The sequence below is a fragment of the Geobacillus lituanicus genome (assembly GCF_050994965.1).
Classification (GTDB): domain Bacteria; phylum Bacillota; class Bacilli; order Bacillales; family Anoxybacillaceae; genus Geobacillus; species Geobacillus stearothermophilus.
In genome coordinates this window covers 2,342,910-2,367,485 of sequence record NZ_CP194773.1, presented here as the reverse complement: position 1 = coordinate 2,367,485, position 24,576 = coordinate 2,342,910, and the positions used below count along the sequence as shown (strand labels likewise).

26 protein-coding genes and 1 pseudogene are annotated in these 24,576 nt (G+C 57.2%); 26 read left to right on the top strand and 1 reads right to left on the bottom strand.

Annotated features, from left to right (window positions below; genetic code table 11):
• Position 1: 1 nt before the first annotated feature.
• The 19 genes and pseudogenes from aroB (at position 2) to ypjB (ending at position 17,826) form a co-directional block, all read left to right on the top strand.
• Positions 2-1,102 carry a 3-dehydroquinate synthase gene (gene aroB / locus ACR1UW_RS12005; RefSeq protein ID WP_063210395.1) on the top strand — a complete coding sequence of 367 codons (1,101 nt, stop codon included), beginning with the start codon at positions 2-4 and terminating at the stop codon, positions 1,100-1,102.
• Positions 1,099-1,479, top strand: coding sequence for a chorismate mutase (gene aroH, locus ACR1UW_RS12000; RefSeq protein WP_033010070.1), 381 nt, complete (start codon positions 1,099-1,101; stop codon positions 1,477-1,479). The genes aroB and aroH overlap by 4 nt, the downstream gene beginning before the upstream one ends.
• 230 nt (positions 1,480-1,709) lie before the next feature.
• Positions 1,710-3,236 (top strand): anthranilate synthase component I, encoded by a 1,527-nt coding sequence (trpE, locus tag ACR1UW_RS11995; RefSeq protein ID WP_094238880.1) that lies wholly within the window; start codon positions 1,710-1,712, stop codon positions 3,234-3,236.
• The gene (gene trpD / locus ACR1UW_RS11990; RefSeq protein WP_063330384.1) at positions 3,230-4,249 is read left to right on the top strand and encodes an anthranilate phosphoribosyltransferase; all 1,020 of its coding nucleotides are present in this window, start codon (positions 3,230-3,232) and stop codon (positions 4,247-4,249) included. Before trpE ends, trpD begins: the two co-directional genes overlap by 7 nt.
• The gene (gene trpC / locus ACR1UW_RS11985) at positions 4,242-5,018 is read left to right on the top strand and encodes an indole-3-glycerol phosphate synthase TrpC (protein ID WP_053532478.1); all 777 of its coding nucleotides are present in this window, start codon (positions 4,242-4,244) and stop codon (positions 5,016-5,018) included. Before trpD ends, trpC begins: the two co-directional genes overlap by 8 nt.
• Positions 5,005-5,628, top strand: a pseudogene (locus ACR1UW_RS11980) (phosphoribosylanthranilate isomerase); the annotation flags it as partial. The gene trpC and the pseudogene ACR1UW_RS11980, both read left to right, overlap by 14 nt.
• Positions 5,629-5,737: 109 nt before the next feature.
• Positions 5,738-6,952 carry a tryptophan synthase subunit beta gene (trpB, locus tag ACR1UW_RS11975; protein ID WP_064213408.1) on the top strand — a complete coding sequence of 405 codons (1,215 nt, stop codon included), beginning with the start codon at positions 5,738-5,740 and terminating at the stop codon, positions 6,950-6,952.
• Positions 6,933-7,742, top strand: a complete 810-nt coding sequence (gene trpA, locus ACR1UW_RS11970) for a tryptophan synthase subunit alpha (RefSeq protein WP_171698129.1) — start codon at positions 6,933-6,935, stop codon at positions 7,740-7,742. Before trpB ends, trpA begins: the two co-directional genes overlap by 20 nt.
• Positions 7,743-7,774: 32 nt before the next feature.
• Complete coding sequence (hisC, locus tag ACR1UW_RS11965; protein WP_033014006.1) at positions 7,775-8,872, top strand: histidinol-phosphate transaminase; 1,098 nt, start codon at positions 7,775-7,777, stop codon at positions 8,870-8,872.
• 89 nt (positions 8,873-8,961) lie between these two features.
• Positions 8,962-10,065 carry a prephenate dehydrogenase gene (locus ACR1UW_RS11960; RefSeq protein ID WP_047818598.1) on the top strand — a complete coding sequence of 368 codons (1,104 nt, stop codon included), beginning with the start codon at positions 8,962-8,964 and terminating at the stop codon, positions 10,063-10,065.
• Positions 10,066-10,093: 28 nt separating this feature from the next.
• Positions 10,094-11,383 (top strand): 3-phosphoshikimate 1-carboxyvinyltransferase, encoded by a 1,290-nt coding sequence (aroA, locus tag ACR1UW_RS11955; protein WP_033014008.1) that lies wholly within the window; start codon positions 10,094-10,096, stop codon positions 11,381-11,383.
• A 329-nt stretch (positions 11,384-11,712) separates the two neighbouring features.
• Entirely contained in the window at positions 11,713-12,969 is a 1,257-nt protein-coding gene (locus tag ACR1UW_RS11950; protein ID WP_047818596.1) for a tetratricopeptide repeat protein, read from the top strand.
• 56 nt (positions 12,970-13,025) lie between these two features.
• Positions 13,026-13,559: a ReoY family proteolytic degradation factor gene (locus tag ACR1UW_RS11945; protein ID WP_033010081.1), complete on the top strand. Its 534-nt coding sequence runs from the start codon at positions 13,026-13,028 to the stop codon at positions 13,557-13,559.
• Positions 13,560-13,644: 85 nt separating this feature from the next.
• A complete protein-coding gene (locus ACR1UW_RS11940) occupies positions 13,645-14,100 on the top strand; it encodes a YpiF family protein (RefSeq protein WP_498933486.1) in 456 nt (151 codons plus the stop codon).
• A 144-nt stretch (positions 14,101-14,244) separates the two neighbouring features.
• Positions 14,245-14,754, top strand: coding sequence for a menaquinol-cytochrome c reductase iron-sulfur subunit (gene qcrA / locus ACR1UW_RS11935; protein WP_063210387.1), 510 nt, complete (start codon positions 14,245-14,247; stop codon positions 14,752-14,754).
• 3 nt (positions 14,755-14,757) lie between these two features.
• Positions 14,758-15,432, top strand: coding sequence for a menaquinol-cytochrome c reductase cytochrome b subunit (gene qcrB / locus ACR1UW_RS11930; protein WP_011231676.1), 675 nt, complete (start codon positions 14,758-14,760; stop codon positions 15,430-15,432).
• 49 nt (positions 15,433-15,481) lie between these two features.
• Complete coding sequence (locus tag ACR1UW_RS11925; RefSeq protein WP_063210386.1) at positions 15,482-16,246, top strand: menaquinol-cytochrome c reductase cytochrome b/c subunit; 765 nt, start codon at positions 15,482-15,484, stop codon at positions 16,244-16,246.
• A gap of 78 nt (positions 16,247-16,324) precedes the next feature.
• Positions 16,325-16,948: a lipoprotein heptaprenylglyceryl N-acetyltransferase LhaT gene (lhaT, locus tag ACR1UW_RS11920; protein ID WP_498933483.1), complete on the top strand. Its 624-nt coding sequence runs from the start codon at positions 16,325-16,327 to the stop codon at positions 16,946-16,948.
• An 89-nt stretch (positions 16,949-17,037) separates the two neighbouring features.
• Positions 17,038-17,826, top strand: a complete 789-nt coding sequence (gene ypjB, locus ACR1UW_RS11915; RefSeq protein WP_033014016.1) for a sporulation protein YpjB — start codon at positions 17,038-17,040, stop codon at positions 17,824-17,826.
• Between the two features lie 115 nt (positions 17,827-17,941).
• Here ypjB and ACR1UW_RS11910 read toward each other — a convergent pair whose 3' ends face one another.
• Positions 17,942-18,814 (bottom strand): YitT family protein, encoded by an 873-nt coding sequence (locus ACR1UW_RS11910; RefSeq protein WP_033014057.1) that lies wholly within the window; start codon positions 18,812-18,814, stop codon positions 17,942-17,944.
• Positions 18,815-18,973: 159 nt separating this feature from the next.
• Between ACR1UW_RS11910 and ACR1UW_RS11905 the strand changes: the two genes are divergently transcribed.
• Genes ACR1UW_RS11905 through ACR1UW_RS11875 form a run of 7 tightly spaced genes read left to right on the top strand, consistent with a single transcriptional unit; the run spans position 18,974 to position 24,576 of the window.
• Positions 18,974-19,309, top strand: coding sequence for a nucleotide pyrophosphohydrolase (locus ACR1UW_RS11905; RefSeq protein WP_033010114.1), 336 nt, complete (start codon positions 18,974-18,976; stop codon positions 19,307-19,309).
• On the top strand, positions 19,306-20,103 hold the full coding sequence (gene dapB, locus ACR1UW_RS11900) for a 4-hydroxy-tetrahydrodipicolinate reductase (RefSeq protein ID WP_049626441.1): 798 nt from the start codon (positions 19,306-19,308) through the stop codon (positions 20,101-20,103). Before ACR1UW_RS11905 ends, dapB begins: the two co-directional genes overlap by 4 nt.
• A 31-nt stretch (positions 20,104-20,134) precedes the next feature.
• Complete coding sequence (gene mgsA / locus ACR1UW_RS11895) at positions 20,135-20,569, top strand: methylglyoxal synthase (protein WP_033014018.1); 435 nt, start codon at positions 20,135-20,137, stop codon at positions 20,567-20,569.
• A 5-nt stretch (positions 20,570-20,574) separates the two neighbouring features.
• Positions 20,575-21,285 carry a bacillithiol biosynthesis deacetylase BshB1 gene (bshB1, locus tag ACR1UW_RS11890; RefSeq protein WP_063210378.1) on the top strand — a complete coding sequence of 237 codons (711 nt, stop codon included), beginning with the start codon at positions 20,575-20,577 and terminating at the stop codon, positions 21,283-21,285.
• Complete coding sequence (gene bshA / locus ACR1UW_RS11885; protein ID WP_063210376.1) at positions 21,282-22,415, top strand: N-acetyl-alpha-D-glucosaminyl L-malate synthase BshA; 1,134 nt, start codon at positions 21,282-21,284, stop codon at positions 22,413-22,415. The genes bshB1 and bshA overlap by 4 nt, the downstream gene beginning before the upstream one ends.
• Positions 22,415-23,629 carry a CCA tRNA nucleotidyltransferase gene (locus tag ACR1UW_RS11880; protein WP_498933479.1) on the top strand — a complete coding sequence of 405 codons (1,215 nt, stop codon included), beginning with the start codon at positions 22,415-22,417 and terminating at the stop codon, positions 23,627-23,629. The genes bshA and ACR1UW_RS11880 overlap by 1 nt, the downstream gene beginning before the upstream one ends.
• Positions 23,587-24,576, top strand: coding sequence for a bifunctional biotin--[acetyl-CoA-carboxylase] synthetase/biotin operon repressor (locus ACR1UW_RS11875; RefSeq protein WP_044742801.1), 990 nt, complete (start codon positions 23,587-23,589; stop codon positions 24,574-24,576). The genes ACR1UW_RS11880 and ACR1UW_RS11875 overlap by 43 nt, the downstream gene beginning before the upstream one ends.

The window sequence follows — 24,576 nt, the reverse complement described above, 5'->3', positions numbered from 1 at the left end:
GATGATCGAACGGACGATTGAAACGGCGACGAAGCAATACCCGCTCCTCTTAGGCGACGGAGCGGTCCGCGCGTTGCCGTGCCTGCTTCGGGCGCTCTCCTGCCCGCCGGGGACGAAGATGTTGATCATCACCGACGATGTGGTGGCGCCTCTTTATTTGGACGAAGTGCGCGCCACGCTTGCCGCTGCCGGTTATGATGTGTATGCCTACATCATTCCAAACGGCGAGGCGGCGAAGTCGTTTGACAACTATTACGCCTGCCAGACGGCGGCTCTTCAGTGCGGCCTTGACCGCCGCTCGCTCATTGTCGCGCTTGGCGGCGGCGTCGTTGGCGATTTGGCCGGATTTGTGGCCGCCACCTATATGCGCGGCATCCGCTACATTCAAATGCCGACGACGCTTTTGGCCCACGACAGCGCCGTCGGCGGCAAAGTCGCCATCAACCATCCGCTTGGCAAAAATATGATCGGCGCTTTCCACCAGCCGGAAGCGGTCGTCTATGATACCGCCTTTTTGCGCACGCTGCCTGAGCGCGAGCTCCGTTCAGGATTTGCCGAGGTGATCAAACATGCGCTCATCCGCGACCGCCGCTTTTACGACTGGCTGCGCGCAGAAATCAAGACGCTCGCCGACTTGCAGGGCGGCAAGCTCGCCTATTGCATTGAAAAGGGCATTGATATTAAGGCGTCTGTCGTGCGTGAAGATGAAAAAGAAACCGGGGTGCGCGCCCATTTGAATTTCGGCCATACGCTCGGCCATGCGCTCGAGAGCGAGCTCGGCTACGGCGTGCTGACCCATGGGGAGGCGGTGGCGGTCGGCATGCTGTTTGCCATCTTGGTCAGCGAGCGGCTTTACGGCCGGTCATTTGCCGAGCACCGCTTTGCCGAATGGTTCGCTGCGTACGGCTTTCCGGTTTCGCTCCCCGACGGGCTGGGGCCTCACCGGTTGCTCGAGAAAATGAAAGGCGACAAAAAGGCGTACGCTGGGACGGTGCGGATGGTTCTTTTGCGTGAAATCGGCGATGTGGAAGTCGTGGAACTCGAAGATGACAAGCTGCTCGCGTGGCTGTGCGAGTTTGCTGGACAAGGGGGAGAGCGATGATCCGCGGCATTCGCGGGGCGATTACAGTGGAGCGAAACGAGGCCGGAGAAATTATAGCGGCAACGGAAACGTTGCTGCGCGAAATGGTCCGCGCCAACGATGTTGCCGCCCATGACGTTTCGTTCGTGCTCATTTCCGTCACTGACGACATCACGGCTGCGTTTCCGGCTCAAGCTTTGCGCCGCCTTGACGGCTGGACGTACGTGCCTGTCATGTGCACGCGAGAAATTCCAGTGCCCGGTTCGCTGCCGCGCTGCATCCGCGTCATGATGACGGTGGAGACAGACAAACGGCAAGATGAGATTTGCCACGTCTATTTAAAGGATGCAGCCATGCTGCGGCCGGATTTGTCGTTGACAAAAAAAACAGAAATGTAATATAGTTAAAATAACTTCTTTGCCCGCCGCCGGCGGGCTGCCAGAAGCCGAGCAAGAGCTGAGAACGAGTGCAGGGTAGATGAGAATGAGCGAGTTTAGCTGAGGTGAGCATTGGTTTCCTTTCGCTTGCATCTGCCCAAAGACGATGGTCTTTGGGCGTTTTCTTTCCCCATTTTCGCCTCATAAACTCTCATTCTCCGCCCGATGAATCAGAAAGGGAGGAGAAAGGGATGTCCATTGATCGGCTAGCCGCTTTTTTAGCGGATGCTCGCCAGTTTCGCACCATCCCGATCATGCGCAAATTTTTAGCCGATGTCATCGAACCGTTGCAAGTGTTTGCCAATTTGCGCGAGGAAGCGGTGTTTCTGCTTGAAAGCAAAGACGACGAATCGCCATGGGCGCGTTATTCGTTTATCGGCGTGGCCCCATTTTTGACGCTTGAGAGCGAGACAGGAGAAACGTTTTTGATCAAAGACGAGAACGGAAATGTCCAAATGACGGCGTCGACGTTGAAAGAAGCGTTTCAAGCGGTCGAGCGGGCGCTTTGCGTCAAGCCGCTCGCCGAAGCGGCGCCGTTTACGGGCGGCGCGGTCGGCTTTTTAGGCTATGATTTCATTTCCGCCATTGAAAAGGTGCCGCGCCATCGTGCCCCCGACCTAGCCATGAAAGCCGGGCATTTTGTGTTTTGCGAGTCGCTGTTCGCTTTTGATCACGAAAAACGCGAGCTGTCTCTCATTCATTATATCCGGTTGAAGGGTCATGAAACGATGCAGGAGAAAATCGCGATATACCGAGCCGCCGAAGAACGCATCGCCGCGCTGGCAGCGAAAGCGGCGCGCCCCCGGGCCGAACAGCCGCTGCTGCCGGCCGAAGACGAGGCCGAGCGGGCCGCCTTGTTCTCGAAAGCGTCGTCCAATTACGAAAAAGAGCAATTTTTGCGTGACGTCGAGGCGGTGAAACAGTATATTGCGGCCGGCGATGTGTTTCAGGCGGTGCTGTCGCAGCGGTTTTCCGTCCCGGTGCAAGCGGGTGGGTTCGCCATTTATCGCATCTTGCGCCACATCAACCCGTCGCCGTACATGTTTTATTTTCGGCTTGACGGCATTGAAATTGTCGGTAGTTCGCCGGAAAAGCTCATCCAAGTGCGCAACCGGCGCGCCGAGATCGACCCGATCGCCGGAACAAGGCGGCGCGGACGCTCGCCGGCGGAGGATGAAAAGCTCGCCGACGAGCTGTACCATGACCCGAAAGAGCGGGCGGAGCATTATATGCTCGTCGATTTGGCGCGCAATGACATCGGCCGGGTGGCGAAGTACGGAACGGTCGAGGTGCCGGTGTTGATGGAAATCGGCAAGTTCTCTCATGTGATGCATTTAATTTCCAAAGTCGTCGGCGTGCTTGACGACGACATCCACCCGATCGACGCGCTCTTGGCCGCTTTTCCGGCTGGAACGGTGAGCGGGGCGCCCAAAGTGCGGGCGATGCAAATCTTGCAGGAGCTCGAGCCGACCGCCCGAGGATTGTACGCTGGAGCGATCGCGTACATCGGCTTTGACGGCAGCATTGATTCGTGCATCGCCATCCGGACGGCGGTCATTAAAGACGGTTATGCGTACGTGCAGGCCGGCGCCGGCATTGTCGCCGACTCGGTTCCGGAGCTTGAATGGAAAGAGACGCGCAACAAGGCGAGCGCCCTCATTTACGCCATCGAACAAGCGGAACGATTATTTGCGAAAGGGGAACAGATCGTATGTTAAAGCGGTTGCTTTCCAAATGCGCGGAAGGGGAAACATTGACGGAAGCGGAAGCGTACGAAGCCATGAATGCCGTGATGTCCGGCGAGGCGACGGACAGCCAGATTGCGAGTTTGGTATCCATCTTGCGCGTGCGCGGCGAGACGGTCGATGAGATCGCCGGGTTTGTGCGGGCGATGCGCGATCGGATGACCACGATCGACGCCGGCGATGACGTCATCGACACGTGCGGGACGGGCGGCGACGGGGCGGCGACGTTCAACGTCTCGACAGCGGCGGCCATTGTCGTTTCGTCGCTCGGGGTCAAAGTCGCCAAGCACGGCAATCGCGCCGTTTCCTCGAAAAGCGGAAGCGCCGATGTGCTCGAGCGGCTCGGCATCGACATTCCCGCGTCGCCTGAGGCCGCCAAACAGGCGCTCGAAACAAAAGGATTGGCGTTTTTGTTCGCCCCCTTGTATCATGCGGCGATGAAATATGCTGCCGGCCCGCGGAAAGAGATCGGGTTTCGCACGATCTTCAATTTGATCGGCCCGCTGGCCAATCCGGCGCGTTGCAAGCGGCAAGTTATCGGCGTCTATTCGACCCGCTACGCCGAGAAGCTGGCGGAAACGATGCGCCGTCTCGGCTCTGAGCACGTGGTGTTTGTCACCGGCCGCGACGGGCTCGATGAGTGCAGCATCGCCGCTGAGACGGATGTTGTGGAACTGAAAGACGGTGACATTCGCCGTTTCGTCCTCACTCCGGAAAGCGTCGGCCTGCGGCGCGGCGGGCTCGCTGACGTGCAAGTGCGCAGTTCGGAGGAAAGCGCCGCACTGCTTGAAGCCGTCATGGACGGCACGGCGCCGGCGAGCGCGATCGATATCACCGCCCTCAACGCCGGCGTTGCGCTGTACGCAGCCGGCAAGGCGGAGACGATCGCCGCTGGGGTGGCGATGGCGAAAGATGCCATTTTGGCCAAAACGGCGTACGAGCAGCTGCAGCGCCTGCGCCGAAAGGAAGTGGTCCACGGTGCTTGAGCAAATTTTGGCAACCAAACGGGAAGAACTCGAAACATTGACCATGCCAGAACCGCTGCCGGAGCCGAAGCGCCGGCCGTTCGCCGCGGCGCTCCGGCGGCCGCGGCGGGCGCTCGGTTTGATCGCTGAAGTGAAAAAGGCGTCGCCGTCAAAAGGCCTCATTCGCGCCGATTTTGATCCGGCGGCCATCGCCAAAGCATACGAGCGCGCCGGAGCCGATGCGATCAGCGTGTTGACGGATGAACGTTACTTCCAGGGACACCGCAGCTATTTGCGCCTTGTGAAAGAAACGGTGGATATTCCGGTGCTGCGCAAAGATTTCATCATCGACCGCCGGCAAGTGGAAGAAAGCGCCCGGCTCGGGGCTGACGCGATTTTATTGATCGGCGAGGCGCTGGCGCCGGAAACGCTCGAGGCGCTTTACCGCGAGGCGTACGACATCGGGTTGGAATGCCTCGTCGAAGTGCACGCAAAAGAGACGCTCGAGCGGCTGCTTGACCGGTTCACTCCGGAAGTGATCGGCATTAACAACCGCGACTTGCATACGTTTGTGACGGCGCTTGAGGCGACAAAAGCGCTGGCGCCGCTTATTCCGCCGTCATGCGTTATCGTCAGCGAAAGCGGGATCAGCTCTTGGCGCGACGTCGAAACGGTCCGCTCGTACGGGGCGCAGGCGATGCTCGTCGGCGAGTCGCTCATGCGCCAGGCGGACGTCGAGCGGGCTGTCTACCGGCTGTTCGGGGAGGATGGCGGCCATGATCCGGCTTAAATATTGCGGCAACCGCTCCGCCGAAGATGTGCGGGCCGCCTTGGCAAGCGGGGCGGACTACCTCGGGTTTATTTTTGCGGACAGCAAGCGGCGCGTCTCGCCTGCTGAGGTGAAGCGCTGGCTGGCGTCAGCGCCGCTTGGCGGCAAACAGCTCGTCGGGGTGTTTGTCAATGCCGCGGCGGAGCAGATTGCCGCTGTCACTGCTGAATTGCCGCTTCATATCATCCAATGCCATGGCCGCGAGACGCCAACTGAGGTGGCTGCTGTGAAAGAAGTGACACGGCGCGCTGTTTGGAAGGCGATCCATCACGACGATGGAGCGCTTGAGGCGATGAAGCAGTACGCTGGGGTGGCTGATGGCTATGTTGTCGACAGCCGCGTCGCCGGCTTGTGGGGCGGGACCGGCGTCGCGTTCGACTGGGAGGCGGTGCCGCGCTATTTGGAAGAAGCGGCGCGCCAAGGCGTGCCCTGCTTCATCGCCGGCGGCGTCACACCGGACAATATTGAGCGACTGCTCCTCTACCGCCCGGATGGCATCGATATCAGCAGCGGCATTGAAACGGACGGGCGCAAAGATCCGAAAAAGATGAAACAGATTGAAGAAAAAATAACATATTGGGCTAAAGAAACAAAGGATGTTTTCGAAACCGCAGCGAACACATGCCCAGACAACGTTGGAGCATGTTTCACGTTTGGAAACAAGAAGGTGGGGATGAGTGATGGAACGTGTTCCGAATGAACATGGGCGGTTTGGCGATTTCGGCGGCAAGTTTGTCCCGGAGACGCTCATGCTTCCGCTTGAGGAAATCGAAGCCGAGCTTGACAAAGCGCTGGCGGACGAATCGTTCAAACAAGAATATATCCGCATTTTGCAGCACTACTCCGGGCGGCCGACTCCGCTCACGTTCGCGCCGAATTTGACACGGCAGCTTGGCGGCGCGAAAATGTATTTAAAGCGCGAAGATTTAAACCATACCGGCGCCCATAAAATCAACAATGCCATCGGCCAGGCGCTTTTGGCGAAACGGATGGGCAAGAAAAAGCTGATCGCGGAAACCGGCGCCGGCCAACATGGGGTGGCGGCCGCGACCGTGGCGGCCCATTTCGGGATGGACTGCATCGTCTTTATGGGAGAGGAAGACATCAAGCGGCAAGAGTTGAACGTATTTCGCATGAAGCTGCTTGGCGCGGAAGTGGTGCCGGTCTCAAGCGGCAACCGGACGTTGAAAGACGCGACAAACGAGGCGATTCGCTATTGGGTCGCCCATTGCGACGACCATTTTTACATGATCGGCTCGGTGGTCGGCCCGCACCCGTACCCGAAAATGGTGCGCGAGTTTCAACGCATCATTGGCGATGAGGCGAAAGAGCAGTTTCTCGCCTGCGAAGGGAAGCTGCCCGATGTCATCGTCGCTTGCGTTGGCGGCGGCAGCAACGCCATCGGCATGTTTTACCCGTTTTTGCAAGATGACGTCCGCCTTGTCGGGGTGGAAGCCGCCGGCAAAGGCATTGACACCCCTTACCATGCCGCGACGATCACGAAAGGGACGAAAGGGGTCATCCACGGGGCGATGACGTACTTGCTGCAGGATGAGTACGGGCAAATTGTCGAGCCGTACTCGATCTCAGCCGGCCTCGATTACCCCGGCGTCGGTCCGGAGCATGCCTATTTAGCGAGCATCGGCCGCGTCCGCTACGAAAGCGTGACCGACGAGGAAGCGGTCGCGGCGTTTCGGCTGCTGGCGCAAACAGAAGGCATCATTCCGGCGATTGAGTCGGCCCATGCGGTGGCGAAAGCCGTGGAGCTCGCCCAAGCGATGTCGCCGGATGAAACGGTGCTCATTTGCCTGTCCGGCCGCGGCGATAAAGACGTGCAAACGATGATGCGCCATCTTGGCGCGAAAGAAGGTGAAGATGTTGCTGCTATCCGTTAATCCGCCGCTGTTTATTCCCTTTATTGTCGCCGGCGACCCGTCGCCTGAGGTGACGGTGGATTTGGCCTTGGCGCTTGAGGAGGCCGGCGCCGATCTATTGGAGCTTGGCGTGCCGTACTCCGACCCGCTCGCCGACGGACCGACGATCCAGCGCGCCGCCGCCCGGGCGCTTGCCGGGAACATGACGTTGCCGAAAGCCATTCATCTCGTCGCCGAAATGCGAAAAAAGGGGGTAACCATTCCGATTATTCTCTTTACGTATTACAATCCTGTGTTACAATTAGGAGAAGAATCCTTTTTTGCTTTAGCGCGGGAAAATGGCGCCAACGGCGTGCTCATTCCCGATTTGCCGTTTGAAGAAAGCGGTCCGCTCCGCGAACTGGGCGAGCGGTTTGGCCTTCCGCTCATTTCGCTCGTCGCGCCGACGTCAAAGCAGCGGATTGAGCGGATCGCTTCGGCAGCGCAAGGGTTTTTGTATTGCGTTTCCTCGCTTGGCGTCACCGGTGTGCGCGAAACGTTGCCGGAGTCGCTTGGCGATTTTGTCAGTGAAGTCAAGCGGCATAGCCGTGTGCCGGTCGCTGTCGGGTTCGGCATCTCCACGCCCGAACAAGTGGCGATGCTGAAAGAGGTGTGCGATGGCGTCGTCATCGGCAGCGCCCTTGTGCAAAAAGTGGAACAGTTGGGGGAACGGCTGCTGGCGCCGGAAGAAAAAGAAGCGGCCATCGCCGAGTTTGCCGCCTACGCCCGCTCGCTCGCCGCGCCGCTTCACGCGCCGTGTTCTTTGCGCTAAAAGTTCCGATGATGAAGGAGTTGGCAACGCGAATGCAAGTGAAAGAGCAGCTTCGGGGACTTCCCCCATACCAGCCGGGAAAATCGATTGAGGAAGTGAAGCGGGAATACGGCCTTTCTGATATTATTAAACTAGCTTCCAATGAAAATCCGTATGGGTCGTCGCCGGCGGCCAAAGCGGCCATCGCCGCCGAGCTTGACCGTCTTGCCGTTTATCCGGACGGCTACGCCCGCACGCTGCGCGAAAAGGTGGCAACGCATCTTGGCGTCAAGGAAACGCAGCTTTTGTTTGGCAACGGCTCGGATGAAGTTGTGCAAATTTTTTGCCGCGCCTTTTTGGAGCCGGGCACGAATACGGTGATGGCGGCGCCGACATTTCCGCAATATCGCCATAACGCGGTCATCGAGCGGGCGGAAGTGCGCGAAGTGCCGCTTGTCGACGGGCGCCATGACTTAGAGGCGATGCTGTCTGCCATCGATGAACGGACGCGCCTCGTTTGGATTTGCAACCCGAACAACCCGACCGGCACGTATGTGAACGAAACGGAATTGCGCGCCTTTTTGGACCGCGTGCCGCCGCATGTGCTTGTCGTGTTGGATGAAGCGTATTATGAATACGTCACGGCTCCCGATTATCCACAGACGGTGCCGCTTTTAAATGAATACAGCCAGCTCGTGGTGATGCGCACGTTTTCAAAGGCGTACGGGCTCGCCGCGCTCCGTATCGGCTACGGCATCGCCAGCGAAGCGCTCATCCGCGCCGTTGAACCGGCGCGCGAGCCGTTTAACACGTCAACCGTCGCTCAAGCGGCCGCGGCGGCTGCGCTCGATGACCAGGCGTTCCTCCGCGCCTGCGTCGAACGAAACCGCGCCGAACTCGAGCGGTATTACCGCTTTTGCGACGAGCACGGCCTCAAGTACTATCCGTCGCAAACAAATTTTGTATTTATCGATTTCGGCATTGATGGCAATGAGGTGTTTCAATATTTGCTCGAGCGGGGCGTGATCGTCCGCTCCGGCCGGGCCCTCGGTTTGCCGACCGGTGTGCGCGTCACGATTGGCACGAAAGAGCAAAACGACCGAGTGTTTGAAACGATTGCTAGCATGCTGCGGGAAAAACAGCTCGCCTGACCGGCTTCGCGGCCGCCCAGGCGGAACGATGAGCCCGTTGCTTTTCAGAAGCAGCGGGCGTATGTTTACATACAAAGAAGGTGAGACCATTGGAAGGAAACGTGTTTATCGTCGGCCTCGGCTTAATCGGCGGGTCGATCGCCTTAGCCATTAAAAAGGCGCATCCAGCAGCAGTCGTCATCGGCTACGATGTCAACGGCCATCAGCTTGGTTTGGCGCGTTCGCTTAAGGTGATTGACGAAACGGCTCGCACGCTTGAGGATGGGTTTGCCGCCGCGGATTTGATTGTTCTTGCCACTCCGGTCATGCAGACTGAATCGATTTTAGCCGCCATGCCGATTGAGCAGCTGAAGCGCGGTGTGATCGTCACCGATGTTGGCAGCACGAAGCAGCGCATCGTCCAAGGCGCGCGCCGTCTGTTGGAGGCGGGCGTGGCGTTTATCGGCGGCCATCCGATGGCCGGATCGCATAAAAGCGGAGTGGCGGCCGCCCGCGCCCATTTGTTTGAAAACGCCTTTTACATTTTGACGCCGACGGATGATGTGCCGCTCGAACGGGTGGAAACGCTAAAACAATGGCTTTCCGGGACGAAGGCGCAGTTTGTCGTGTTAACGCCGGAAGAGCATGACCGCATCACCGGGGTGATCAGCCATTTTCCGCACTTGATTGCCGCCAGCCTCGTCCATCAGGCGCGCGAGTACGAAAGCAAAAACGCTCTTGTCAGCCGGCTTGCGGCCGGCGGCTTCCGCGATATTACGCGCATTGCATCGAGCAATCCGGAAATGTGGCGCGATATTCTCATTCATAATAAACGCGAGATGCTCGCGCTGTTTGACCGCTGGATGGCGGAGATGGAGCGGCTGCGCTCGTTTGTCGAGGAAGAAAACAGCATCGCCATTTACCATTACTTTCTCGAAGCCAAGCAGTTTCGCGATGGGCTGCCGGCGCGGACGAAAGGAGCGATCCCGTCGTTTTACGATTTGTATGTCGATGTGCCGGACTACCCGGGCGTCATTTCCGAGGTGACCGGCTATTTGGCGCAGGAAAACATCAGCATTACTAACATTCGCATTATTGAGACGCGCGAAGAAATTTACGGGGTGCTCCGCCTCAGCTTCCAAAGCGAAGACGACCGGGCGCGGGCGAAGGCGTGCCTCGCCAAGCATACGAACTATGCGACATATGAAGGATAGCAACGAAAAAACAATGGAGGGATGTTGCATGCAGCTGCCAACAAACGTGTCATCGCTCCGGGGGACGCTTGAAGTGCCCGGCGACAAATCGATTTCCCACCGCGCCGTCATGCTTGGGGCGCTCGCTTCCGGCCGGACGGTCATCGATCACTTTTTGCCCGGCGCCGATTGTTTAAGCACGATCGATTGTTTCCGCCGCCTTGGCGTCGACATCCGCCGGGACGGGACGCATGTTGTGGTTGAAGGAGCAGGGCCGGGCGGGCTGCGTGAGCCAAGTGCTGTGCTTGATGTCGGCAACTCCGGCACCACGGCGCGCCTGCTTTTAGGCATTTTGGCCGGACAGCCGTTTCACGCCTGTCTCATCGGCGACGAGTCGATCGCCAAGCGGCCGATGGCGCGAGTGACGAAGCCGCTTCGCGAAATGGGAGCGCACATTGACGGGCGCGATGGCGGGAATTATACGCCGCTTTCCATCCGCGGTGGTGCTCTCCGTCCGCTTCGCTACACCTCGCCGATCGCAAGCGCTCAAGTGAAATCGGCGATTTTGCTTGCCGGCTTGTTTGCCGACGGGGTGACGTCTGTGACCGAGCCGCACCGCTCGCGCGATCATACGGAGCGGATGGTTCGGCTGTTCGGCGGCGAGATGAAAGTGGATGGCTTGACCGTCTCGGTCGCCGGTCCGCAGCGTTTGCGCGGAACGCACGTTTACGTTCCCGGCGACATTTCCTCGGCCGCCTTTTTCCTTGCCGCAGGGGCCATTGTGCCGAACAGCGAAATTACGCTGAAAAACGTCGGCCTAAATCCGACGCGGACCGGCATTATTGACGTGCTCACACAAATGGGCGCTGAGATTGCAATTGAACATGTCCGCCATGAGGACACAGAGCCGGTCGGCGACATCACGGTCCGCACGTCGGCGCTTGGCGCCGTCGAAATTGGCGGCGACTTGATTCCAAGGTTGATCGATGAAATCCCCATCATCGCCTTGCTCGCGACGCAAGCCGAGGGGACGACGGTCATTAAAGACGCCAGTGAATTGAAAGTAAAAGAGACGAACCGAATCGATACAGTTGTTACGGAGCTGAAAAAGTTCGGCGCCGATATTGAAGCGACCGATGACGGCATGATCATCCGCGGCAAAACGCCGCTCGCGGCCGATGGGATCGTCGTAGACAGCCATGGCGACCACCGGATCGGCATGATGCTCGCCATCGCCGCCTGCTGCGCCAAAGGCACGGTCCGTCTTGAGCGTCCGGAGGCGGTCGCTGTCTCGTACCCGGCGTTTTTCTCTGATTTGCGCTCTTTAGTAAACGGGTGAGAACGAACGTCCAAGGATGGAGCGAAAGCGGGAGTAAACCCGCCGGCTGTTGATGCCCCCGCCCCAAGCGGGCGGGCGGTCATATTTTGCATTGTCCGTTCATATGTTGTCAATAAGAGGAATAATTGGCGCCGCTTTTTGAAAGCGGATACATTCCCCAACAGCCGGTGCGGCGCGGTTGGCGAGCGGCTCGGTTGCCGAAACGGCGATTGTCGATTATGATAAAACATGTTCCCGTTGTGCCGGTACATACCAATGCGGACAGCGAGGGCGGGAAGCGCCGCCCTGTCAGGCAACCTACTTGTCGTTGTAAGAGAGGTTTCGAAACCATGACACGTGTTGAACAAATCATTCGTCTAGTGGAAAACGGAAATGTTGACGAAGCGTTGGCGCTTGTGCCAAAAGTGAAAAAGTACGGCAGTGATGAGGAAAAATATACGCTGGCCGACTGTCTATACTCATGGGGGATGCTCGAGGAGGCAAAAGAGCTGCTCGAGGAACTGGCCAGCCGCTATCCGGATGACGGCGACGTCCGTCTGTTTTTGGCGGAAGTGTATACGGAGCTTGAAGCTGAAGACGAAGCGCTCGCCATTTTGATGGACATCAGCGAAGACGATCCGCAATTCGTCCGGGCGTGCCTGCTTGCGGCGGACCTGTATGAAATGCAAGGGCTGACCGAAGTCAGCGAACGGAAGCTAAAACAAGCGTACGAGAAAGCGCCGGATGAACCAGTCGTGCAATTCGCCTTAGCGGAGTTGTACTTTTCGCTCGGCGAGTACGCCAAAAGCGTGCCGCTTTATGAACAAGTGAGGAAAACGAACCGGGAGATCGCCGGCGTTTTGGTCGCTGAACGGCTCGCCGAGTCGCTCAGCCGCATCGGGGAGTTTGAGGCGGCGCTTCCGCACTATGAGGAGGCGCTTAACGAAAAAACGGACAGCCGGACGCTGTTCGCCTATGGGTTCACCGCCTTGCAGGCCGGCTATACGCAAACGGCCATTGACAAGCTTGGCGCCTTAAAAGAGCTTGATCCTGACTATGCTCCGCTTTACTTATATTTGGCCAAAGCGTATGAACAGGAAGGACAGCTTCAAAAAAGCTACGAAACGGTGCGGGAAGGCATCAGCATCGATGAATGGAACAAAGAGCTCCGCCTGTATGCCGGCAAGCTCGCGCTGAAACTGAACAAACCGGCCGAAGCGGAAGAGCAATTGCAAAAGGCGCTTGAAATCGACAATGGCTATGTCGAGGCGCTGACGGTGTTATCGGCGCTTTGGCTTCATGAGCAACGCTATGAGGACGTCGTGTCGCTCCTCGAGCGGGCGATGGCCGACGGCGAGTATGATCCGCAGTTTGAGTGGGATTTAGGGCGCGCCAAACACCGGTTGGAGCTGTATGATGATGCATTAAACCATTACGCCGAGGCATATAATTTCTTTAAGCATAACGTCGATTTTCTCGAAGAGTACGGATATTTTCTCATCGAAGAAGGAAATCGGGCCGCAGCGAGAGAAATATTTCAACAAATTGTTGCTCTCGACCCAAGCCATACGGAGGCGGCGGAGATGCTGCTTGAGCTCGAGGAGTAGGGGAGAAGCGGTGATCGAACCTCTTTCTTGGAAACCGATCGAGGGGGAAGCGCACAATGACGCACGTATCCGTCAATGAAAAAAAAGAATTCATCCGTTGGTTTTTAAGCCACTATCAGTTGAAGCGGCGCGAATGCGTCTGGATTTTAAACTATTTGATGAGCCACGACCAATTGATGCAAAAGGTGCACTTTGTCGAGAACGCCCAATATTGCCCGCGCGGCATCGTGATGTCGACCCATTGCGTGGATGACGTGCCGTTTCGCTTCTACAAAGGGAATGTGATGACGACCGATGCGGAGAAATCATTCCATGATATCCGCCTGAACCGCGACGAAGATATTTACATTCAGCTTAATTTCCGCGCTTCTTTTCATTCGCCGCAATATGTCGCCGTGCTTGAGGAAAATCCGTACGCGCCCAAACAGGCGCAAGTGAGCGAAAACGACCAGCGCCTGGCCGAGCAATTTTTGGAGCGGTCCATTTACGAGTTTCGGCGCGGACGGCTCATGAAACTGATTGACGAGGCGCTCGACCGCCATGATGAAGAGGCGTTCCGCCGCCTTACGGATGAATTGAACAACTTGTAACACCTTGCCGCCGGCAAGGTTTTTCTTTTGCCGAAAAATATGGTATGGTGATAAGGAACGAACTTTATGGCAAAGGGGAGTAACGATGAAATGGACAAGCGGGGACGTCGCCATCTACGAAAAAGAGCGCGACTACATTGATACGGCACTCATTCCGCTTTTGCCGGTGGCCATCGGCCAAGGAGCGAGGCGGCTCGCCTCGGGCGGGGAGCTCGTCGGGCTTGTGGCCGCCGAGGCTGAGCGGCAGCTGAGAGGCCGTGTGTTTTTGCTGCCGGCGTTTGTGTATTTTGCCGATGAACCGCGGCCATCGCTGGCAGAGCGGCTGGCGGGCTGGACAAGCCGGCTTGGACAAGAGGGGATGAAGCATGTGTTTTACGTGACGTGTGACCCGGCGTGGCAAGAGGGCGAAGAAGCTGACCGCGTTTGGCTCGTTCCGGACGTTCCGCTCGAGAGCATGGAGGAATCGTACAGGCACGAACTCGTCAAGGAGCAGGCGGCCGAGCTGATCCGCTTTTTCGTCAGCTGCTGGACAAAAAGGTAAGCTGGGCAAAGTCCGACGTTTTGCCGCCTGCGATATTGACCTTGCCCAGCAATTGAGCTATCATTAGAATGTCCTAGTTTTTCATATGTGTTATACATACAATCGTCCGGTGCGGACTTGACTTTGCATAGAGGGGGGAAGACGATGAGCGACAACAAACATCGTGTAACGAGACGTCAGTTTTTAAACTACACGCTGACCGGCGTCGGCGGTTTTATGGCAGCAGGGATGCTGATGCCGATGCTCCGTTTTGCTTTCGATCCGGTCTTGAAGGATGAAGCAGGGACGGAGATGGTCGCGGTGGCGGACGTCAAAGAAATTACGACCGAACCGAAGCGCTTCGACTTTAAAGTGAAGGTGAAAGACGCTTGGTACGAGTCGGAAGAGCCGAGATCAGCTTGGGTGTATAAGGATGAAAAAGGGGACATTATCGCCCTGTCACCGGTTTGTAAACACCTTGGCTGTACGGTCGACTGGAATACGGACAAAAACAACCCGAATCATTTCTTCTGTCCGTGCCACTACGGGCTCTATACGAAAGACGGCACGAACGTTCCGGGGACGCCGCCGACAGCTCCGCTTGACCGCTACGAGTTCGAAGTGAAAGACGGAAAGCTGTATTTAGGCAAGGCGAAACCACGAGGGGAGGCGTAATGCGTGTTAAACAAGCTGTATGACTGGGTCGATGAACGCTTAGATATTACGCCTTTATGGCGGGATATCGCCGATCACGAAGTTCCGGAGCACGTCAACCCGGCCCACCATTTTTCCGCCTTTGTCTATTGTTTCGGCGGACTGACGTTTTTTGTCACGGTCATTCAAATTTTGTCGGGCATGTTTTTGACGATGTACTATGTCCCGGATATTAAAAACGCATGGGAATCGGTGTATTATTTGCAAAACGAAGTAGCGTTCGGCCAGATCGTGCGCGGCATGCACCACTGGGGGGCAAGCTTGGTCATCGTCATGATGTTCTTACATACGCTGCGCGTCTTTTTCCAAGGGGCGTATAAAAAGCCGCGCGAGATGAACTGGATCGTCGGCGTATTGATCTTTATGGTGATGATGGGTCTTGGCTTTACCGGTTACTTGTTGCCATGGGATATGAAAGCGCTGTTCGCGACGAAAGTCGGTTTGCAAATCGCGGAGGCGACGCCGCTTATCGGTCCGGCGATCAAAACGCTGTTGGCTGGAGATCCGGAAATTGTCGGCGCGCAAACGTTGACGCGCTTCTTTGCCATTCACGTCTTCTTCTTGCCGGCCGCTTTGCTCGGCTTAATGGCAGCGCACTTTTTGATGATTCGTAGACAAGGCATTTCCGGTCCGCTATGATCGGTCGGCCCGCGTTTCGAGGCGATAGAAAAAAGGAGGGAATCACGCAATGCATCGCGGAAAAGGAATGAAATTTGTCGGCGATTCCCGTGTTCCCGCGGTAAGAAAACCGAATATTCCGAAGGACTATTCAGAGTACCCCGGGAAAACGGAAGTGTTTTGGCCGAACTTCCTGCTCAAGGAATGGCTTGTCGGTTCGGTCTTTCTCGTCGGTTTCTTATGCTTGACGGTCGCCCACCCGTCGCCGCTTGAGCGGGTCGCTGACCCGACGGACACGACGTACGTGCCGCTGCCTGACTGGTATTTCTTGTTCTTATACCAATTGCTCAAATACTCGTATGCGTCCGGTCCGTATACGGTTATCGGTGCGATCGTCATGCCGGGGCTGGCGTTTGCCGCTTTGCTGCTGGCGCCGTTTTTGGATCGCGGTCCGGAGCGCCGTCCTTGGAAGCGCCCGGTGGCAACCGGCATGATGTTGTTGGCGCTCGCTTCTATTGTTTATTTGACATGGGAAGCGGTCGTCACACACGACTGGAAAAAAGCAGCTGAGCAAGGGAAAATTCGTGCGGAAGTGGAAATTGATACGAACGCGGAAGGCTATAAAATCGCCCAAGCGAACACATGTACATCGTGTCACGGACAAAACTTGTCCGGCGGCGCCGGCCCGTCGCTCATCGGCACCGGCTTGACGCCGGAAGAGATCGCGAAGATCGCCAAAGAAGGGAAAGGCAGCATGCCAGGTGGCATTTTTAAAGGCACGGATGAAGAGCTGAAAAAAATGGCGGAATTCATCGCCGGCTTAAAAGCGGAATAATTCGTTCGGCACGGAAAAGCTGACTCGCGTTAGTCAGCTTTTTTCGTGCCTACATTGAACCGAGATGAGGTGCAGACGATGGCATGGCTTTATGCAATATTGGCCGCCCGGCCGGTTGTTTGGCTGCTGTTGTTCGTGAATGCCGCCGGCACCGTTTACGGCTATTATTGGTACCGCTATCAACTTGCGGGGACGCCGCCCGTCTTTTTGCCGTTTGTTCCCGACAGCCCGACGGCGAGCCTTTTTTTTGTGCTCGTCCTCGCCGCTTGGCTGCTGGGCCGATCCTCGCCGCTGTTTGAGGCGCTCGCGTTGGTGACGCTTGTCAAATACGGGATTTGGGCCGTCGTCATGAACGTGCTCGTTTGGCGCGTCACGGGGACGCTCGATTGGGCTGGCTGGATGCTCGTTGTGTCGCACGGGGCGATGGCGGTCGAAGGCGCACTGTACGCTTCGTTTTATCGATTTCGCTCCGTCCATCTCGCCTTGGCGGCGGTTTGGACGCTGCATAACGATGTCATCGATTACGTGTTTGGCATGATGCCTCGTTACCATATGTTGGAACGATACGCCGATCAAATTGGCTATTTTACCTTTTGGTTGAGCATGGCTTCCATTGCCGCTGCGTATTGGCTTGGCATCCGCGTGCGGCGGCAGCCGCTTTTGCCAGGCGGCCGCATCGATTTCCGTCCGAAAGCGGAATAGAAAATTCAGCCGCGTCTTGATGGCGGTTCCTTGGTCTACTCTTGTCCACTCCTTCATACATTGTAGTAATGAATGAGGGAGGGACGATGATGAAACGAATCGGGCTGGCCATGTTGTTATCGTTCATCTTTTTATGGCCAGCGCTCGTTGGCGCGGCCGGACGACCAAGCGGTTGGGAGCAGCTGGACGATATTTCCGACGAGGCGCTGCAGTTAGGGAAAAACGAGCGTTTTGCCGAAGCAAAAGAGGTGCTCCTCTATTTTTCTGAACGATTTTTTGCCCTTGAGGCGAAAAAACGGTTGAAAACGGCCGATGAGCTGCGGGCGGTGACTGTCACGCACGAACATGCCGTCAAAGCCATGACAGCGCCGATTCCAGACGAGGGCAAGGTCGCTGCTCTTACACAGTTCCGCCTTGTCGTCGATGCTGTTCACTCCACCTATCAACCGCTCTGGTCCGAGATGGAACCCGCCGTCATGGAGGCGTTTGCCGTGATGGAACAGGCGGCGGAGCGCGGAGAGAGGAAGGCGTATGCGGCTGCCCTTCGCCAGTTTATGGATCGCTATGCCTTGATTGAGCCGAGCGTGAAAATCGATGTGCCTCCGGAAGAAGCGAAAAAGGTCGACCATGACCTCGAAGTGCTGCAAGGCGCTTCGTTTTGGCGGCTTGGCCAAAGCGAGCAGCGCGAGCAGCTTGCTGCCGCGCGCCGCAATATAGAAGCGTTGTTTGACGGGGTGAAAAAGGACGAAGCCGACCCGTCGCTCATTTGGGTCATGATTTCGACCGGTGGAATGATCGTCTTAACGTTGACGTATGTCGGCTGGCGGAAGTACAGAGGAGAAAAAGAGGCGAAGCGGGCGCGGCAGCCGGAAGAATAGGAGCCGGCTTGCTTTCAAGAGGGGGAATGGTTTCCCCCTCTTTTTTATTTTGACGGCTGCGCGGCACCTGGCAAGCCGGGCATGCCCCGAGATGTTGAGGACAGGGACTTAGTCCTTATTGCTCCAGCGGCCGCTTGTGCTCATCGAGCGTAAACCCTTCGCCGAGCACGTCGTGCACATCGGTGACCGCGACAAAGGCGTGCGGATCGACGGACATAATGACGCTTTTGAGGCGGGGCAATTCGTTTTTGGCCACGACGCAATACAGCACGTCACGGTCGCGTTTCGTATACGAGCCGCGCCCTTTGAGCACAGTGACGCCGCGCTCCATCTCTGTCAAGATCCGGTTGGCGATCTCTTCGCTTTTTTCTGAGATGATGGTCGCCCCTTTTGCCGCATAGCCGCCTTCCTGCAGAAAATCAATGACCCGGGCGGCGATAAAGACGGCGACCAACGTATACATCGCCTCGCGGTATGACAGGTAAAGAAGAAGCGACAACGTGATGACGGCGGCGTCAAAGGCAAACATCGTTTTGCCCATGCTGATGCCTTTGTATTTATGGACGAGGCGGGCGATAATGTCGACGCCGCCGGTTGTGCCGCCGTAGCGGAAAATAATGCCGAGGCCGACGCCGATAAACACGCCGGCAAACAGCGCTGCCAGCGTCATGTCGTGACGGAGCGGCATATGGATCATGTAGCGTTGGAAGATCGATAAAAAAATGGAAACCGCGACCGTGCCGATGACAGTATAAAGAAACGTCTGGCGGCCGAGCAACCTCCAACCGATCAAAAAGAGCGGAATATTGAGCGCCAGGTTGGTGATGGCCGGATCAAAACCAAACAAAAAATAAAGAAGAAGCGTAATGCCGGTGAAGCCGCCTTCCGCCAAGTTGTTTTGCATGTTGAAATGGACGAGCCCAAAGGCAAAAATGGCAGCGCCGAGCAAAATAAACAAACTGTTTTTGATCTTTAAGCCGAAAACCATATCGTCCCTCCGTCCGCAAAAATAGTCGGCGTCTTCATTATAGAGGAACTTGTCCGCCCAGGCAATGATGGCGCGGAAGCGCGATGATTTGGCACAAGGCGAAAACATTTGTCAAATGCGCTGCTTTTCGTTAACATGGAAACAGGCGAGGTGATGGCCATGCAGGAGAAAACGATGAAACAGATGCAGCGTGAAGTAGACGAATACATCAGCCAGTTTAAGGAAGGCTATTTCAGCCCTCTCGCCATGCTGGCGCGGCTGACCGAAGAGCTCGGCGAACTGGCGCGAGAGGTGAACCACTACTACGGGGAAAAACCGAAAAAGGCGACCGAACAAGAAAAAACGGTGGAAGAAGAGCTGGGCGATTTGCTGTTTGTGCTCATTTGTTTTGCCAATTCGCTCGGCATTGATTTGCAGGCGGCGCACGATCGGGTGATGGACAAGTTTCGCACCCGCGACCGCGACCGCTGGACGCGGAAGGAGGAAGAATCATGACGATTCGCATCGTCATCGCGGGGCCGCGCGGCCGCATGGGCCGCGCGGCGGTGGCGCTCGTGCAAAAAACAGATCATTTCGAGCTGGCTGCGGTCATTGACCGCCGCTATGATGGCCAAAATTTGGCTGACATCGAAGGGTTTGCCGGCGTCAATGCCCCCATTTACACCGATGCCGCCCGTTGCTTTGTCGAGGTGAAGCCGGATGTGCTCATCGATTTGACGACGCCGGAAGTTGGAAAGCGGCATGCGGAGCTGGCGCTGCGTTACGGCGTTCGTCCGGTTGTCGGCACGACGGGATTCACGCCGGAAGAGATCGAGCGGCTGACCGAGCTCGCTGAGGCGAACAACATCGGCGCCATCATCGCGCCCAACTTTGCCATCGGCGCGGTGCTGATGATGAAATTCGCCCGCATGGCGGCCAAATATTTCACGGATGTAGAAATTATCGAGCTGCACCATGACCAAAAGCTGGATGCTCCGTCCGGAACGGCGTTGAAAACGGCGCAGCTCATCGCCGAGGTCCGTCCGTCGAAAAAGCAAGGTCATCCGGACGAAAAAGAAACGCTTGAAGGGGCGCGCGGAGCCGCGTACGACGGCATTCCGATCCACAGCGTCCGCCTGCCGGGGTTTGTCGCCCATCAAGAAGTCATTTTTGGCGGCGACGGTCAGACGTTGACGATCCGCCATGACTCGTTTCATCGGAGTTCATTTATGTCCGGGGTAAAGCTTGCCGTCGAGACGGTCATGCATTTACATACGCTTGTGTATGGGCTTGAACATATTTTAGAATAGCGCGGCTTGCGCAAACGAGGGAGGGGGAAACGTGAAAATCGCCTTGATTGCCCACGACAAGAAAAAAGAGGACATGGTCGCCTTTGCGACCGCCTATGCGCCCGTGCTGGCCAACCATGAACTGTATGCCACCGGCACGACCGGGCTGCGCATTCAGGAGGCGACCGGCCTTGCCGTCCACCGCTTCCAGTCCGGACCGTACGGGGGCGACCAAGAAATTGGGGCGATGATCGCCCGCAATGAAATGGACCTTGTCATTTTTTTCCGCGACCCGCTGACCGCCCAGCCGCACGAGCCGGACATCAGCGCGTTGATGCGCCTTTGCGACGTCTATGCCGTGCCGTTGGCGACGAACATCGGTACGGCCGAGCTGCTCATCCGTGCGTTGGAGCGCGGCGATTTGGCATGGCGCAGCATTGTGCGCGGCCGAACAAAAGGCGGGGAGGAATCGAAAACAGAAAGGTGACAGCGATGACGGAAACGTGTGATTTATTGGCGTTTGGCGCCCATCCGGATGATGTTGAAATCGGCATGGGCGGAACGATCGCCAAATACACGCGCCGCGGTTTTCGGGTGATCATTTGCGATTTGACGAAGGCGGAGCTGTCGTCCAACGGCACGGTCGACGAGCGGCAGAAAGAGGCGGCCGAGGCGGCCCGGCGGCTTGGCGTGGCGCTTCGCCTCAACCTCGGGCTGCCGGACCGCGGCCTTTTGATCGGGGAAGAGGCGATTCGCCGCATCGTGTCGGTCATCCGCCGCTACCGCCCGCGCGTCGTCTTTGCTCCGTATTGGGTCGACCGTCATCCCGACCATGGGCAATGCGCCCGCCTTGTCGAGGAGGCGGTCTTTTCTGCCGGCATCCGCCGCTACGGCGCTGGGGAGCTTGGCGACGCCCACCGCGTCCGCGCTATGTATTATTACATGATCAATGCGTTTGAACGGCCGCATTTTCTGATCGATATTAGCGAGACGGTCGGCGACAAGCTGGCGAGCCTGCGCGCGTATGAAAGCCAATTTGAAAAGCGGCCCGGTTCGGTGGACACGCCGCTGACAAACGGCTACATCGAGACGGTGGAAAGCCGCGAGCGTTGGTTTGGCCAGCAAATTGGCACCGCCTATGCCGAAGGGTTTTTGTCCAAAACGCCGATTCATCTTTTTGATTTATTCGAGGGGGCGCGATGAAGCTGAAAATCGGGATTGTTTGTTATCCGACAGTCGGAGGCTCAGGGGTCGTTGCCACCGAGCTCGGCAAGCTGCTGGCCGAAAAAGGGCATGAGATCCATTTTATTTCCTCGAGCATGCCGTTTCGGTTGAACAAAGTATATGGAAACATTTATTACCATGAAGTGAACGTCAATCAGTATTCGGTCTTTCAGTATCCGCCGTACGATTTGGCCCTTGCCAACAAAATCGCGGCGGTGGCCAAGCGCGAACGGCTCGATGTGCTTCATGCCCATTACGCCGTCCCGCACGCCGTTTGCGCCGTGCTGGCGCGACAAATGGTCGGCGAGCTGCCGATCGTCACGACGCTGCACGGCACCGATATTACCGTCTTGGGTTATGATCCGTCGCTGTCTGACATGATCAAGTTCGGCATTGAGCAGTCCGATATCGTCACCGCGGTGTCTGACGCCCTCATGCGGCAGACGTACGAGCTGCTCGATGTGCAAAAACCGATCTATACGGTGTACAACTTTGTCGACGAACGCGTGTACCGCCGTCGGGAGGCCGGCCATTTGCGGCGGGAATACGGCATCAGTGAACAGGAAAAGGTCGTGATCCATGTCTCCAACTTTCGGAAAGTGAAGCGCGTGCCCGATGTCGTGCGGGCGTTTGCCATCGTCCGCCGCCATATGCCGGCCAAGCTCTTGCTTGTCGGCGACGGCCCAGAAATGACCGTCGTCTGCCGGCTTGTCAAAGAGCTCGGGCTCAACGGCGATGTCCGATTTTTGGGGAAACAGGACAAACTCGAAGAGCTGTACTCGATCAGCGATGTGATGATGCTCTTGTCGGAAAAAGAAAGCTTCGGGCTCGTCCTGCTCGAAGCGATGGCGTGCGGCGTTCCGTGCATCGGCACCGCCATCGGCGGCATTCCGGAAGTGATCGAAGACGGAAAAAGCGGGTTTTTATGTCCGCTTGGCGATGTTGAAGAAGCGGCTCGGCGGACGCTTATGCTGCTAACCGACCGCCGCCTTCATCAAGAGATGGCGCGCCAGGCCGTGCAAACGGTCGAGCAAAAGTTTCGTTCGTCCGACATCGTCGGGCAATATGAACAGCTGTACATTTCGCTCGCCGCAAGGAAGGTGAAATGATGAAACCGCCGTTTCAAGAGGCGCTCGGCATCATTCAACAGCTGAAACAGCATGGCGATGACGCCTATTTCGTCGGCGGAGCGGTGCGTGATTTGCTGCTTGGACGCCCGATCGGCGATGTGGATATTGCGACAAGCGCCTTGCCGGAAGACGTTATGGCGATTTTTCCAAAGACGATCGATGTCGGCTCGAAACACGGCACGGTCGTCGTTGTCCATAAAGGAAAAGCGTATGAAGTGACAACATTTCGCACGGACGGCGACTATGAGGACTACCGCCGTCCGGAGTCGGTGACGTTTGTCCGCTCGCTTGAGGAAGACTTAAAACGGCGCGATTTTACGATGAATGCCATCGCCATGGACGAATATGGGGCTATCATTGATCCGTTTGGAGGGCGAGAGGCGATTCGCCGGCGAATCATTCGCACCGTCGGAGAGGCGGAAAAGCGGTTTCGTGAAGATGCGCTTCGCATGATGCGGGCCGTTCGCTTTGTCAGCCAGCTCGGATTTGCGCTTGCGCCGGATACGGAACAGGCGATCGTCCAAAACGCTCCGCTTTTGGCCCACATTTCAGTCGAGCGGATGACGATGGAGATGGAAAAGCTGCTCGGCGGTCCGTTTGCCGCCAGGGCGCTGCCGCTGTTGGCCGAAACCGGATTGAACGCTTACTTGCCTGGTTTGGCAGGGAAAGAGAAGCAACTGCGTCTGGCGGCGGCTTATCGTTGGCCATGGCTTGCCGCGCGCGAAGAACGGTGGGCGCTTTTGTGCCATGCGCTTGGTGTGCAGGAAAGCCGGCCGTTTTTGCGCGCGTGGAAGCTCTCGAACAAAGTGGTCGACGAAGCGGGCGCCATTTTGACGGCGTTGGCTGACATTCCACGGCCGGAAGCATGGACGAACGAACAGCTGTTTTCCGCCGGCCTTGAGCGGGCGCTCTCGGTGGAAACAGTGCGCGCCGCCTTCACCGGCGCGCCGCCTGGGCCATGGCATGAGAAACTGCGCCGCCGCTTTGCCTCCTTGCCGATCAAAACGAAAGGGGAGCTGGCGGTCAACGGAAAAGACGTGATCGAGTGGGTCGGGAAACCGGCCGGCCCGTGGGTGAAAGAGGCGCTGGACGCCATATGGCGGGCGGTCGTCAACGGAGAAGTCGAGAACGAGAAGGAGCGGATTTACGCATGGCTCATGGAGCGCAATCGGACACGCGAAAAAAACTGTTAGAGCTGTTTGCAGAAGCGAACGGCGAGTTTTTGTCGGGACAAAAAATCAGCGAACGGCTCGGCTGTTCGCGGGCGGCCGTATGGAAACACATCGAGGAGCTGCGCAAAGAAGGCTTTGAACTCGAAGCGGTGCGCCGCCTTGGCTATCGGATCGTAAGCACGCCGGATAAGGTGACGGCGAATGAAATCCAGCTCGGCCTGAAAACGGAAACGCTCGGCCATACGATCCATTTTTTCGAGGAAGTCGATTCCACGCAGCGCATCGCCGCCAAGCTGGCGTACGAAGGGGCGCCGGAGGGGACGCTGGTCGTCGCGGAAGAGCAAAAAGCCGGCCGCGGGCGCCTCGATCGGAAATGGTTTTCTCCGAAAGGAACCGGCATTTGGATGAGCCTTATTTTGCGCCCGCCCATCCCCCCGCAGCGGGCGCCGCAATTGACGCTGCTTGTGGCGGTGGCCATTAGCCAAGCCATTCAAGAAGTGACCGGGCTTGTCCCGGATATTAAATGGCCGAACGACATTTTGCTTCACGGCAAAAAAGGCGTCGGCATTTTAACCGAGCTGCAGGCCGATCCCGACCGCGTCCACTCGGTCATCGTCGGCATCGGCATTAACGTCAATCAAACAGCGGAACAATTTCCCGAGGACATTCGCGCCATCGCCACGTCGCTTGCCATTGAAAAAGGCGAACGCATCAAGCGTGCGCCGCTCATTCAAGAAATTTTGCTCCGCATCGAGCGGCTGTATAAGCAATATTTGGCGCACGGCTTCCGCTCCATCAAGCTTCTTTGGGAAGGGTATGCGGTTTCGATCGGCAAGCCGGTGACGGCAAGAACGCTGGGCGGCACGATTCGCGGCATCGCCCGCGGCATCACCGAAGACGGGCTGCTCATTCTCGAAGATGAGGAGCAAAACACCCATTATATTCACTCAGCCGATATTCAGTTGTAA

Coding starts and splice junctions, on each gene's coding strand:
- bshA (WP_063210376.1), top strand. CDS start 21,282: ATGAAGCTGAAAATCGGGATTGTTTGTTATCCGACAGTCGGAGGCTCA.
- ACR1UW_RS11875 (WP_044742801.1), top strand. CDS start 23,587: ATGGCTCATGGAGCGCAATCGGACACGCGAAAAAAACTGTTAGAGCTG.
- ACR1UW_RS11905 (WP_033010114.1), top strand. CDS start 18,974: ATGCAGGAGAAAACGATGAAACAGATGCAGCGTGAAGTAGACGAATAC.
- hisC (WP_033014006.1), top strand. CDS start 7,775: ATGCAAGTGAAAGAGCAGCTTCGGGGACTTCCCCCATACCAGCCGGGA.
- ypjB (WP_033014016.1), top strand. CDS start 17,038: ATGAAACGAATCGGGCTGGCCATGTTGTTATCGTTCATCTTTTTATGG.
- trpB (WP_064213408.1), top strand. CDS start 5,738: ATGGAACGTGTTCCGAATGAACATGGGCGGTTTGGCGATTTCGGCGGC.
- bshB1 (WP_063210378.1), top strand. CDS start 20,575: ATGACGGAAACGTGTGATTTATTGGCGTTTGGCGCCCATCCGGATGAT.
- ACR1UW_RS11950 (WP_047818596.1), top strand. CDS start 11,713: ATGACACGTGTTGAACAAATCATTCGTCTAGTGGAAAACGGAAATGTT.
- aroA (WP_033014008.1), top strand. CDS start 10,094: ATGCAGCTGCCAACAAACGTGTCATCGCTCCGGGGGACGCTTGAAGTG.
- ACR1UW_RS11880 (WP_498933479.1), top strand. CDS start 22,415: ATGAAACCGCCGTTTCAAGAGGCGCTCGGCATCATTCAACAGCTGAAA.
- trpA (WP_171698129.1), top strand. CDS start 6,933: ATGTTGCTGCTATCCGTTAATCCGCCGCTGTTTATTCCCTTTATTGTC.
- aroB (WP_063210395.1), top strand. CDS start 2: ATGATCGAACGGACGATTGAAACGGCGACGAAGCAATACCCGCTCCTC.
- qcrA (WP_063210387.1), top strand. CDS start 14,245: ATGAGCGACAACAAACATCGTGTAACGAGACGTCAGTTTTTAAACTAC.
- dapB (WP_049626441.1), top strand. CDS start 19,306: ATGACGATTCGCATCGTCATCGCGGGGCCGCGCGGCCGCATGGGCCGC.
- ACR1UW_RS11925 (WP_063210386.1), top strand. CDS start 15,482: ATGCATCGCGGAAAAGGAATGAAATTTGTCGGCGATTCCCGTGTTCCC.
- ACR1UW_RS11940 (WP_498933486.1), top strand. CDS start 13,645: ATGAAATGGACAAGCGGGGACGTCGCCATCTACGAAAAAGAGCGCGAC.
- ACR1UW_RS11945 (WP_033010081.1), top strand. CDS start 13,026: ATGACGCACGTATCCGTCAATGAAAAAAAAGAATTCATCCGTTGGTTT.
- aroH (WP_033010070.1), top strand. CDS start 1,099: ATGATCCGCGGCATTCGCGGGGCGATTACAGTGGAGCGAAACGAGGCC.
- ACR1UW_RS11910 (WP_033014057.1), bottom strand. CDS start 18,814: ATGGTTTTCGGCTTAAAGATCAAAAACAGTTTGTTTATTTTGCTCGGC.
- trpE (WP_094238880.1), top strand. CDS start 1,710: ATGTCCATTGATCGGCTAGCCGCTTTTTTAGCGGATGCTCGCCAGTTT.
- trpD (WP_063330384.1), top strand. CDS start 3,230: ATGTTAAAGCGGTTGCTTTCCAAATGCGCGGAAGGGGAAACATTGACG.
- lhaT (WP_498933483.1), top strand. CDS start 16,325: ATGGCATGGCTTTATGCAATATTGGCCGCCCGGCCGGTTGTTTGGCTG.